Source organism: Methanosarcina sp. 2.H.T.1A.6 (assembly GCF_000979455.1).
Lineage (GTDB): Archaea > Halobacteriota > Methanosarcinia > Methanosarcinales > Methanosarcinaceae > Methanosarcina.
The window spans coordinates 272,248-284,566 of the sequence record NZ_JJOY01000005.1 but is presented as its reverse complement, the minus strand read 5'-3'; the positions used below and the strand labels follow the sequence as shown (position 1 = coordinate 284,566).

Here is a 12,319-nt window from a genome sequence, read left to right as displayed (position 1 = left end):
ATCTCATCCCTGAGTTTGCAGAACTCGTACCATGCCAGAATATAAAATTCCAGGAAGATCTTTGAAGGTCACCGTATTATTTGAAAGTCAACGTATATATGAAATAGATGTCCCCATGACATCAATTTATAACACTTGCGCAATAGCTATGCTTTAGTTGTGAAGCCGCAACGCTGTGGTGTTTTGGGTTCATCTTATTTAAGTTGCAGGTATGCGGGTTGAAAGTATTTACATCCGGATATCAAAAAGGTATTCATTTGCTTTCAAAAAACGAGAGATAAATTTCTTTTTTAAACCTGCGGAGATAAAAATCAGGAGCTGATTTACTGAGATAATTCAGAGCACCACTCCAGAAAGAAATTTATGTGATGATGGTGTTTAACTATATTGGGAAATTAGTTATGTTGAGAGAATGCCTCAGATTTGAAACCGGTTAACTCTGGAATTGAAGTCCGGAAGGCAACCGGGAGAACTGCAGATTAAGCGATCCTTTTATTCCGAATGTTGACCAGGGTTATTCTCTGAACATGAAGGTTATTCCCTGAACATGAAGAGCACTCCTGTCCCCAGTACCGCGACACTTGAAATCCCGGACTATAGAACAAAACCTCACATAAACATAACGATGATGGTGCCTTTTCTTCATGAGATGATAGGACTTAAGAAGAAAAGGCGAGGCCGCTAACGCGGAAAAGCAAATGTGGAAGTAAAGAAAGGGGGGAATGGAGCGGATACCATAACCTCTAAAATCAGGCATCCTCAGCGCCTGGGAAGTCAGTGCCTGATAAGAGGTAAAAGAATGAGGGGGAAGAAATATGGCCGCACATATCGATCTTTACTTCCACCATTTGCAAAATACCTTCTTTTAAGTACTGACTTTTACTATTCGACTATAATTTTATATTCAGCCGATTTTATATTCAGCCGACCTCAATTCTCAGTTAACCTCGTATCCATGTGCCTTCAGGTATATGGTCATCCGGACAAAACAAAATGAAATGTTCAAAGAAATTGATATATAAAACTTCATTTTAAAAAGTTGGATAAAAATCCCGCTAAAAGTCCCCTATCAAGACAAGAAAAGATCTTTTATCCGATGCTGTTTATGATTAGCCAGCGATTACCATAAGTAGAATAAACAGCACTCCAAGCATCAGTATAAACATCAGAGCCATCCATAACTTTAACGCTTTTTCTGTATTCAAAGTTCCAACTCCTCTGTTCTTAATTTGAGATGTACTGATTTATAAATGCAAGAACAAATATTCAGAAACATGAGTATTTAGTATCGGGTTGTTTATTATATCCCCTATTTTTCGATTTATGCACCGTCTTTTGGATAATATATATGGGTTTTCATATATTTACGATCAAAATTTAAAATAAATACATGATAAGAAATTTCCAGGTGAAATGGGGGCATCAAACAAATACTCCGGAAAAAACAAATATGAAGTTTATTTTTCCGTTTTCAAAATTTCCGGTATCTTTTCAGGCCTGAAAATAAACCTGGTACTTCACAGCAATCTTCCCCGGAAAACCCCTTTAACTGCTGAAGCAAAAGTCCCCCAGTTAAATTAAAATCAACACTTATGATCCAAATCAGCACTTATGATACTGATGTTTTTTCGCTTAATATTACTTTTTACTTTTGACATATCCTCATTTCTTCAAATCTATAATTTCTTTTTCCTGTACCATCAACTCCAGAATATCAACCATTCTCTTCTGAGATTCTGCCATGCTCTGCAGGGATTTTGCAATATTCTCAAGTTTATCAATAATTTCATAGTTTTCACTGCCCATTCCTATCACTAACTCCCATCCGATCTTTTTAATAACAATATTTTGGAGAAGCTTAATATATAATTGTAATTTTTGGTTTTTTGGAGGGGGTTAGAAGGTAATTTCAGGGCTTAAAAAACTCTCATAGAAGTTTCTTTCATTGATTTTTGCCCAATCTATTCTCTCTGGTCTTTTAATTCCCTGCCACTACCCGCATTTTTCATACACCTCTTGAAGAAATAAAATTTTACGCCATCCAGAGAGATCTTACCAGCCAGTAAGTTACTGGATAGTCGGATAAAATAAAGATAGTTTCCAGAGGGTCCTGAGAAACTTTGGACATTAAGGAAAAATAGTAAAAACAGGTAAACATCTGGCCTTCAAGAGAACGAGAATAACTTTAAAAATTATCTGGATTAAAGAAGGAAATCAATGACTTCTCCGACTATACCTTTAAATATCAAAAACCCCATGCACTGACTCATATATCACAAGAATATATAATCAAATTTTAATAATTTTCATACATTCACCAATCACTATCATTTCTTCAAAGGAAGATTAATTTAGCATCATTTAAGGAGCATTTCAATGGTAAAACCCGAGAAATTCATTCCAAAGGCAATTGAGAAGATCAGTCAGGAAATAAAAGACGGGAAAGCAATTATTGCTCTCTCGGGCGGCGTGGACAGTTCTGTTTGTGCGGAGCTGGCTTACAGGGCGATCGGGGACAGGCTGCAGCCGATCTATATCGACACAGGGCTCATGAGGAAAGGAGAAACCGAGAGGATAAAGCACATCTTCTCCCACATGAACCTGGATATTGTCTATGCAAAGGACAGGTTCCTTGCAGCCCTGAAGGATATTACTGACCCTGAAGAGAAACGGAAGGCCATAGGCGAGACTTTCATCCGCGTTTTTGAAGACGAGGCAAAGAAGCTTGCAGCCGATTACCTGATCCAGGGCACGATCTATCCTGATAGAATCGAGTCCGAAGGCGGGATCAAGTCCCACCACAATGTTGGAGGGCTGCCGAGCGTAATGGACTTTAAGAAAATTGTTGAGCCTATCGGGGACCTTTACAAGGATGAGGTAAGGGAAGTAGCCTGGGCACTCCAGCTGCCTGAAGAGATCTGCGAGAGGATGCCTTTCCCGGGTCCCGGGCTTGCGGTGCGCATTCTCGGAGAGATTACCGAGGAAAAACTTGAAGTCGTGCGGGAAGCAAACTTCATAGTAGAAGAGGAACTTCTTGAGAGGTTCTGCCCCTGGCAGACTTTTGCTGCGGTGCTCGGCAAAGGCACAGGAGTAAAAGGAGATGTCCGGGCTTACGGCTGGATCGTGGCTGTAAGGGCTGTAGGGTCAAGGGACGGAATGACTGCAGAAGCACTCGAACTCCCATGGGAGGTCCTCAAGACACTCGAATCGAGGATCACTTCTGAAATTTCGAATGTCGCCAGGGTTGTATACGATATCACACCAAAACCGCCTGCAACTATCGAGTTTGAGTAAAACCGGAAAATAGAAGATAAAAGTGAAGCCCGAAATGGCTTCATCCACTTTTTTTACAAATCGTGCAGTAAATCATAAAATGAATATTAAATGAATATTAAATGAATATTAATCCATAATAGCGAGTTCTACGCCCATGTCCCTTAATAAAGCAGTACTGGATATCCGGCAGCGGATAAAAGTCAAGCCATCACCTACGAATGAACCTGCGGCAAGCTGGACCGGAACAGACCTTGTAAACGGGGTAGAGACAAAGACCCTCACGGTCATCTTCAAAAGTGCAGGCTGCCGCTGGGGAAAAGCCGGCGGCTGTACGATGTGCGGATACGTCTATGACTGTGCAAGTGAGCCACCATCCCTCGAAGACTACATCGCCCAGCTTGCAAAAGCAATGAGGAAAGCTGAAAAGTTCCCTGAGTTAATGGTCAAGATCTTCACCTCAGGTAGTTTCCTTGACGAACAGGAAGTCTTTCCTGAAGCCAGAGATGCAATCCTTAAAAACCTTGCAGATGATCCAAGGGTCATCAAAGTGCTTGTTGAAACCCGGCCTAACTTCGTAACCGAAGAGAATGTACAGGCCTGCCTCAGCATCCTGAAAGACAAACCCTTCGAACTCGCGTTCGGGCTGGAGACAAGTTCGGATAAGATCCGAAAAGATTCCATTAACAAGGGTTTCACATTCCAGGACTTTGTCCGTGCAGCAGAAATTGCAAAAAAGTATGGAGTAACCATAAAAGCTTACCTTATGCTCAAACCCCTCTTCCTCTCCGAAAAGCAGGCAATGGAAGATATCATACATTCCATAGATGATGCAGCTCCTTATGCTGACACCGTATCCATCAACCTCTGTAACGTCCAGAAAGGCACCCTTGTCGAAGCCCTCTGGGAGAAAGGTCAATACCGCCCACCCTGGCTCTGGAGCATAGTAGAAATCCTGAAAAAGGCAAAAGCCGCCCATCCGGATCTCCCTCTAATGTCCGACCCGGTCGGGGCAGGCTCAAAGCGCGGCCCTCGAAACTGTAAAATATGCAGTCCGGAAGTTGCAGATTCCCTCAGGACTTTCTCACTCACCCAGAACCCAGCCGACCTCAGTACAACAGACTGTGAATGCAAAGAACTCTGGAAAAAAGTCCTGGAAATCGAAGACTTCACCTATGGGGCGCCAATTTTAGACTGAGATTGCTGAAAAAACACTCCATTTGAAAAAAGAGAATGCTAAAATCTAAAAAGTTGCCAGGGCAAGTGTATTCGCCCTGACGCCTTTTTGCCTCTTTATTTCATAATTCTTCTAGAAGTTAAAGGCCACTGGTACCTGTGGTCACTCCGACGGGTGCTCCGGCCCGTAGATCATTGTCCCGACTCCACCATCTGTGAAGAGCTCAAGAAGCATAGAGTGGGAAACGCTCCCATTTATGATATGTGCCTTCTCTACCCCACTTTTAACCGCAACAGCAGCCCCTTTGATTTTGGGGATCATGCCCCCACTGATAACTCCTTCCTCAATAAGGGGATCAATTTCATCCAGATTTACGCGAGAGATGCGGCTGCTCGGATCTTTAATGTCTCTAAGGAGACCGGAAACATCGGTCATAAGTATCAATTTTTTAGCATTCAAAGACGCTGCGATGTCTCCTGCGACCGTATCAGCATTGATATTCAGGGCATTGCCTTTTGCGTCCACAGCAATCGGAGAGATAACAGGGATATAACCTTTTTCAAGCATGATATGAAGAATTTCCGGGTTTATGACCTCACTTTCCCCGACCCAGCCTATATCCACTTCAGTTTCCACGCCATCAATAAGTACACGTTTTACAGCCTGTTTATGGCCAAGGATCATTCTTCCGTCGTAGCCTGTAAATCCGACACCTTTGCCGCCAAACATCCCGATAAGGGATACAATTTTAGTATTGATATTCCCGACAAGAACCATCCTTGCAATTTCCATAGTTTCGTCATCTGTAATGCGAAGGCCCTGGAAAAACTCAGCCTTCTTGCCCATACGTTCCATTTTTTCAGTTATTTCAGGCCCGCCGCCATGCACGATAACGGGTTTGATCCCCACGTAACGCAGGAGGACAATATCTTTTATGATATCCTCCATGATCTGGGCGCTGACCATTGCGTTTCCACCCACTTTGATAACCATGATTGAATCATAGAACTCCTGCATATAAGGCAGGGCTTCAATAAGCACATTTTCTCTTTTGAGTCCCATGATTTAGGAATCATAAAATCTCTTTTTAAACTTATCGTTAAACCTTACAGATACAGGCTCAGAAAAATTCTGTAAAAAAAGCAAATTCACCCAAACTTTGATAAAAATATATTAGTGTAGAGGAATTATAGAAGTTATAGAAGTTGTATAAATTATAAAAATCATAGAAATTATAAAAAGTATAGAAATAAGCCAGCCCGGATAGTATAAAGAAGCCGTCCAGGCTAATTCTGCATATGGATATCAAAAAGAAAAAGAAAGAACCCCGATTTCCAGGGTATGTGAGTGATATAGGTTTATTCGATTTTTTCGATCTTTTCTTTCTTGACAAAGGGCTTGCTAATTTTCTCAGGCATCCATTCAGGCCTATTTTTGGGGGCTGCGACAAGTTCCTTCCATGCCTTGAAAACGTGCACCTTCTTTGTCCCGCGTTCTCTGAGGCGGATGACATCCGGTTTGGATTTGGTACCGGCGCCCCGGTTTGCAGCTTTCAAAGCAGCCTGACGAGGCTGTTTACCTGTGAAAACTCCATGCTCATTGCCTTCTTCGTCTCGTAAAACAAAATTTCTTGTGTTGGACATAAAGGTCACCTCGCAAATTGTATTGCTAGACACTGATTAATTTTTAAAGTATATAAAATCTTTCTTCAGGATGTCGCCAGTAGTTATTGGTTTATGCAAAACTGCCCTAAATCTGTACAGGGCATATAAACTAAATTTTTAGATATTGTGGTCAAAATGGGAAATATTTAAATATTTATCCATTGTTAAAAATGTGACATAAAATAGGATTCAGGAAAGGGTTTGTAGATACTCTTGCAAAATAGATTTTTTTACTTATGGAAAAGAGCTTGGAAAGCACAAACTTTACATGCTATAACTTCTTATGGTCACTATATTTTTCCAAATGCATATAATAAAATTATGTATTTGTTAAGGATTTATTCTATAAATCAATCATACACTCATCTTTTCACGGATCTGGTTAAAATATGGAACACTGTAATTTCAACCTCCCGGATGTCCAAGCCAGCAAACCAAGCATAGCTATCAACCTCACCCGTGTTGGGGTAACAAACATGAAAAAGCTGGTTGAAATCAAACGAAAGGACAAGCGTCCGATAGTACTGATTTCAACTTTTGATGTCTTTGTTGACCTGCCTTCGGACCGTAAGGGAGCGAACCTTTCAAGGAACTTCGAAGCTGTAGACGAAGTGTTGGAGAAGGTTCTCAGCACACCGGTATACGAAATAGAACAACTATGCAGCGATATTGCGCATAACCTGCTTGGCCGCCACGAATATGCAAATCAGGCTGAAGTCAGGATGAAAAGCGAATATATGATAAGGCGCACCTCCCCTTCAACAGGGATCAAGTGTCAGGAAGTCGTGAATATCTTTGCTGAAGCTTCGGCTGTAAGAGGCAACGGCGATAAAGGCTACTTTGATGTGAAAAAACTCATCGGAGCTGAAGTTGTGGGAATGACTGCCTGTCCCTGCGCTCAGGAGATAATGAGAGATAAGGCTGCAAATGAGCTTGCCGACCTTGGAGTTGACAGGGATACAATCATAAAATTCCTTGAGAGAGTTCCTATGGCTACCCACAATCAGCGTGGAATAGGTGTTGTCTCAATCAAAGTAGCTCACGATTTTGATGTTTCCCTGGAAAACATAATCAAGATAATTGAACACTCCATGAGTTCAAGCGTTTATGAGATCCTGAAACGCTCAGACGAGAAGGTTGTTGTGGAAACTGCACACATGAACCCCAAGTTTGTGGAAGACTGTGTAAGGACAATGGCAGACAATGTTGTAAAAGAATTCCCAAACCTTCCCGATAATGCAGTAATCACTATCAAACAGACCAATGAGGAAAGCATACACAGACACAATGCATATGCCGAAAGGGTCGCTCTCATGGGAGACCTCAGGAACGAAATAAATCAGTAAAAAGGTTAACTAATAAAAGAAGGGAAACGATGCTGAGAGATCAGCAAACTTTAAATTCTTTTTTTTATATTTCAAACTCTGAAGCCTCTATTGAGTCTTTCAGGGCTTTTTTTGGAGTCATTTACAGTTAAGACCCCACAAACTTTATTAAAGGGCCTGAATAACCTATTAGAAGCTATTAAAGAAGGAATGGACTTGCAGGGCCTAAAATGCCAGCGTCCTGGAAGCTCTCGAGGTGAAATCATGGCTGATGCTGAAGAAATCACAGCGGTAGGGCGCAACAAAAAAACCATTAGAGTGGGAGATGCTGTCAAATACGTAAATAGCGATACCGTAAGCAGGGTTAGTGAGATAAAAAAGGACGAACAGGGAAAAGTCTGGGTGCTGCTCGAAAGCACCGACCTCTGGTACAGAGAAGAAACCCTGGAATTTACGGAGATCAGACCCACAGAAAAGAGAGAAGAAAGGGAATATACTGCCGAAGAACTGGAAGAAAGGTTCAGGAAAGAAAGGGAAACGATGCAGGGCTTTGATCTTGGAAAAGCCGGAGGAGGAGGGGCAGGAGGTTAATTCATCCTGCCTTTACTTTATTTTACTTTATTAATTAACTCTTTAATTCTCGTTTTTTATTCAACTCTTTAAGCACGACGTCAACTACCCGCTAAATCTAAAGATTTAACGGGTTTCCTGCTTAGGTTTTATGACTGCCAGTTCACTTTTCCTGCATTTTTATCCGCTGTGCAAGAATGCATTTTCCACCGTGCCTGCCGCCAAGCGGATTTTGCGGGGTACCCAGGGAGTTCATACAGCGCGCCATAACAGCCGCACCTCTGGCAAGCCCGTCGTCCACAAAGACTACTCTCTCATCGATTTTGGGGGCGAGGTTCATTTTATCCAGGCAGCTCAGGATTAATTTAGGCTTGTTCCCGGTAATCCCTGCCCTACCGGTAATTCCGAAAGTTGTGTCTTCAAAAATGAGGCCTTCTTTTTTTGCGACCTCTATTAGCCGGCACACCACTCCGGCCATTACCTCGTCAATGACAGCATAAACGATCTGAAGCCCGTGGGTCTTACAAATTTCCACGCCTATCGCGCTCAGCTTTCCCATATCCGAACCGTTTTCGCCCACATCGCAACCTATAAGCGTTACACCTATCTCCTCGGCTGCATCCGGCCTTACAGGGACACTGCCGTACCTCTGTCTATCCCTGGGAACTTTTTCAATGATTATGAGCTCATGAATGCGCCTTGCATAATCTTCAATAGCTTTAGCCTTCATCTTCAAAGTAAGGAAAGAAGGTGGTTTCTGTTTCTCAAAAACTTCCAGAGCAGTTCCTACCTTAGAATCAACGATTTTCGAACCCCTAATAATGGCGTCAGGAATTGCACCTGCATAACCGCAGAAGTTTCCAATTGTTTTTGCATATGGCTGGTCAGGGCTTGTGATCCTGCCATCAAGGGTCGTCCCGAAGTCAATTGAGATGCAGGGATTCCTGAAATCAACATCAGTCAGTTTAGCAGCTTCCTTTATTCCTGCTGTTGCAAGCTCTCCCTCCATTTCGTTTGCAACAATTTCAACTCCAGTAGAGCCTATAGGAGGCGTAACACCGGCTACAGCCCCATCAAAGATGACTTTTTCCAGTTTACTGTATTTCTGGAGTTTTTTAGAAATATTCGAGATGGACATTGGCGGAGTCATGTTCCTTGGAGGGACACCTGCCATCAGACACCCGTCTGCCAGAGCTTTGATAAATTCCCCCACTTCCTCCGGGGTATCAAAACCTGCAACGACACCCGTAGAGCGCACCACAAAATTGAGGTCAGTCTTTATATCCAGGCTGGCTTTTTCCATGGCTTCGGCGAGGGTGCTCCTCACCAGCTCTGCAACGGCCTCACGCGTAAGTTCCACACCCGTAAGGGTCTTTCCGAACACGGTTTCTCCGGGTTTTGGAGGACGGACATCTCTGGTCATGCGCAAGACCTTGTTTATGATATGTGTCCTTCCGGTATCCATATTGACGGCTGTAAGGATAGATTTGGTTGTGGTATTTCCTACTTCTACGGAAGCCACAATAAAGAACGGTTTTGATTTGAGGTCAATCAAACGAACCTGAGGAGATTCTGCAATTCTGGGTTTCAGAGCCATTTTTAGTCCCTTCCTGAGGATTTATACATAGTTTCAATTGCATCTATATCCGGTACGGTTGAACTGCAGATATAGAATTCAATTGGGCTTGTACTAAAGAATGTAATAATGGATTTCATTTTAAGATGAACTGCTTTTTGTAGTTTAATCAAAGGTAATCCAAACTGATTTGAAAATGATTCAAACTAATTTAAACGCTATTAAACTGGTTAAATCTAACACGAATGCATTGGACATAACAATTAGAAACCGGATATTTTGAGTATCGGAATATGCCGGAGATATATATCTCCAGGATTTGATAAAAATGTATTACAAGAGCACAATTTATATGAAGTTTAAAGAAGGTATTAACCAAAGCCTATAATAATCTTTGCTAAAGCACTTCAAAGTGCCAGTCTATTTCAGTTAAGTATTATGATAACTGACCTATCCACAACTTATTTGCGACTATACATTTTTATTAGTTATGTCTACATATACTGATTATTTATTTTTCGCCCTACTTTTTTGCCATTCCAGGATCACTTTTCTTGTATTCACTTATCATTTTTCTTGTTTTTACTTATCATTACTCGCTCTTAATATGACACCTATTCATTCATCCCTCAACATCATTTCTATAAAGAATGTTTCGACTTCAAAGCAATGTTTTCAATCAAGCCTGAAATTATTTGCCCATAAGAATAAATTACAGCACGTAATTATAAAGAATGAAAATTATAAAGAATATAATTATAATAACATGCGTAATTAATAAACACTCATGAAATATAATAATTCGATGTTGAAGAACTTATAATAGATTATTCCAAGGAATGACGCATGTGGCGTTTCCTGAGATTTGGGATAAATAATCATCGGAGGCCTTTAATGCCGTTAGACCCTATTTGCAAGAAAATTATATCTGAAGATACTGAATACTTTTCGGATTACGGGGGAAAACATTACTATTTCTGCAGTACCGAATGCAAACATAAATTCGATACACTTGAAAAAAGCGTTATCCGGCTTAAGCGAAACCTGAGTGAAAAGGAAAAGATTTCCTTCGGAAAACTGAAAAAAGACATCATAAAACCAGGAATCTGCACCCTCTGCGGAGCCTGTGCAGCAAACTGTGAGTACATAACCATTGAGAACGGTGCGCCAAAACTGGTCGGCCCCTGCAAAGCCTGCGGGGTCTGCTATTATCAGTGTCCAAGGACAATCACTACAGAAGAAGGACTAATTGGGAGCTTCCGATATGCCTACGCCGCAAAGTCTGCAATTCCCGAAATGAAGGGGCAGGACGGCGGAGTTGTAACCTCTCTCCTCCTTTATGCCCTGGATGAGGGACTGATCGACTGCGCCGTGGTCACAACCCGCTCAAAGGAAGAACCCTGGAAACCCATACCCAAATTAGCAACAACCAGAGAGGAGATTCTTGAAAGCGGAGGAAGCATCTACTCCCACTCAATGACTCTGGAAGCCCTGATGAGCGCAATCAAACAGGGAATGCAGAGCATCGCCTTTGTAGGGACGAGCTGCAACATCGACGCCGTCACAAAGATGCAGAAAAGCTCTTACGGCTTACTACACCTCTTCATGAGGGCAAAAATCCTGAAATTGGGGCTCTTTTGCATGGACACCTTCGCCTACGAAGGAATCAAGGCAGTGCTGGAAATTTATGGGATCGCGCTCGAAAATGTAGAGGCCATGAAAATCCGAAAAGGAAAGTTCGAAGTTACGCTGAAAGATGGAAAAGAACATGTCTTCGAACTCAGCGATTTCGATGAATACCGGAGTTCATCCTGCCAGTTCTGTACAGACCTGGCCTCTGAAAACGCAGACCTCTCCTTCGGTGGAGTCGGCAGCCCCCAGGGCTGGACCACGGTCCTCGCCCGCTCAGCCATAGGTTACGAGATCTTCAACGAAGCCGTAGACAACGGCTACATCGAAGCCCGGCACCTTACCGACGAAGAACTCGAAAAAGTACTCAACCTGGCAAAAATGAAGAAAGTCCAGATGTACGCTCTCCACATGAGGCAGAAAGTCTAAAAGTCCAAAAAATCAGTCCTCTGAGCAAGCAAACCGGAAAAAATGGTCGCTTGCTCATCTTTTATAACCCTTCAGATAGGAGATTAAAGTTTGTGCCCATAAGTTAGTCCGCTTTAGCGAGCGAAGCTCACTGCTAAAACCCATAGATTAGCCCTCTTGAGCGCAGCGAAAAGGGCAGTGTACTGCAGAGCCGCAACTCTGCTGAAACGGACCGCGTACTGTTGCGATTACATCGCAACTCCCAGGAAATCTCCGATTTCCTGTGATCCCGAGGCGCAATTCGGGAGGCGAAACTGGGGAACGGAAGAATATATATTTATTTCATAAACTGTTTCTATAATGCATTACCAACGGCATTCTATTCAGGATTATTCTATTTTTGAGGAATTTTCATGATCACAAAAGAAGATGTAGAACACATCGGCTGGCTTGCCCGCATTGAGATCAATGAGCAGGAAACAGTCGAGTATATGGAAAAACTTAACTCAGTTTTGGAGTATTTCGGGCAGATTGATGAGTTGCAGACCGAAGATGTTACTCCCACATACCATGTTGCTGAGATCTATAATGTATTCAGAGAAGATATGGTGGAAGAATGCCTCCCGCAGGAAACCGTTCTTGCAAACACCGAAAACAAACAGGACGGGGCTTTCAGGGTCCCGAAGATCGGCTGAGG

Annotated in this window: 10 protein-coding genes; 6 read left to right on the top strand and 4 right to left on the bottom strand. The window is 42.4% G+C overall.

Annotated elements, in window-relative coordinates; genetic code table 11:
* Positions 1 to 1,662: 1,662 nt before the first annotated feature.
* Positions 1,663 to 1,815 (bottom strand): hypothetical protein, encoded by a 153-nt coding sequence (locus EO98_RS18115; protein ID WP_156160984.1) that lies wholly within the window; start codon positions 1,813 to 1,815, stop codon positions 1,663 to 1,665.
* 561 nt (positions 1,816 to 2,376) lie between these two features.
* Between EO98_RS18115 and guaA the strand changes: the two genes are divergently transcribed.
* Together guaA and EO98_RS01965 are read left to right on the top strand one after the other, a co-directional pair.
* Positions 2,377 to 3,294 carry a glutamine-hydrolyzing GMP synthase gene (gene guaA, locus EO98_RS01970; RefSeq protein WP_048131274.1) on the top strand — a complete coding sequence of 306 codons (918 nt, stop codon included), beginning with the start codon at positions 2,377 to 2,379 and terminating at the stop codon, positions 3,292 to 3,294.
* Between the two features lie 136 nt (positions 3,295 to 3,430).
* Positions 3,431 to 4,471 (top strand): archaeosine biosynthesis radical SAM protein RaSEA, encoded by a 1,041-nt coding sequence (locus EO98_RS01965; RefSeq protein WP_048141872.1) that lies wholly within the window; start codon positions 3,431 to 3,433, stop codon positions 4,469 to 4,471.
* Between the two features lie 141 nt (positions 4,472 to 4,612).
* On the opposite strand, the gene argB is transcribed toward EO98_RS01965, so the two are convergent.
* Together argB and EO98_RS01955 are read right to left on the bottom strand one after the other, a co-directional pair.
* Positions 4,613 to 5,512, bottom strand: a complete 900-nt coding sequence (argB, locus tag EO98_RS01960) for an acetylglutamate kinase (protein ID WP_048141869.1) — start codon at positions 5,510 to 5,512, stop codon at positions 4,613 to 4,615.
* 296 nt (positions 5,513 to 5,808) lie between these two features.
* Complete coding sequence (locus EO98_RS01955) at positions 5,809 to 6,093, bottom strand: non-histone chromosomal MC1 family protein (RefSeq protein WP_048131277.1); 285 nt, start codon at positions 6,091 to 6,093, stop codon at positions 5,809 to 5,811.
* A 410-nt stretch (positions 6,094 to 6,503) separates the two neighbouring features.
* Here EO98_RS01955 and mptA point away from each other — a divergent pair, with 410 nt between their 5' ends.
* Together mptA and EO98_RS01945 are read left to right on the top strand one after the other, a co-directional pair.
* A complete protein-coding gene (gene mptA, locus EO98_RS01950) occupies positions 6,504 to 7,460 on the top strand; it encodes a GTP cyclohydrolase MptA (protein ID WP_048141867.1) in 957 nt (318 codons plus the stop codon).
* A gap of 243 nt (positions 7,461 to 7,703) precedes the next feature.
* Positions 7,704 to 8,030, top strand: coding sequence for a DUF2098 domain-containing protein (locus EO98_RS01945; RefSeq protein ID WP_048131279.1), 327 nt, complete (start codon positions 7,704 to 7,706; stop codon positions 8,028 to 8,030).
* Between the two features lie 142 nt (positions 8,031 to 8,172).
* Here the strand turns inward: EO98_RS01945 and EO98_RS01940 are convergent, their stop codons facing one another.
* Positions 8,173 to 9,606 carry a methanogenesis marker 14 protein gene (locus tag EO98_RS01940; protein ID WP_048141865.1) on the bottom strand — a complete coding sequence of 478 codons (1,434 nt, stop codon included), beginning with the start codon at positions 9,604 to 9,606 and terminating at the stop codon, positions 8,173 to 8,175.
* 873 nt (positions 9,607 to 10,479) lie between these two features.
* On the opposite strand from EO98_RS01940, the gene EO98_RS01935 reads away from it, so the two are divergent.
* Together EO98_RS01935 and gatC are read left to right on the top strand one after the other, a co-directional pair.
* Entirely contained in the window at positions 10,480 to 11,643 is a 1,164-nt protein-coding gene (locus tag EO98_RS01935) for a Coenzyme F420 hydrogenase/dehydrogenase, beta subunit C-terminal domain (RefSeq protein ID WP_048131281.1), read from the top strand.
* Between the two features lie 392 nt (positions 11,644 to 12,035).
* Positions 12,036 to 12,317 carry an Asp-tRNA(Asn)/Glu-tRNA(Gln) amidotransferase subunit GatC gene (gene gatC, locus EO98_RS01930; RefSeq protein WP_048141863.1) on the top strand — a complete coding sequence of 94 codons (282 nt, stop codon included), beginning with the start codon at positions 12,036 to 12,038 and terminating at the stop codon, positions 12,315 to 12,317.
* Positions 12,318 to 12,319 lie beyond the last annotated feature (2 nt).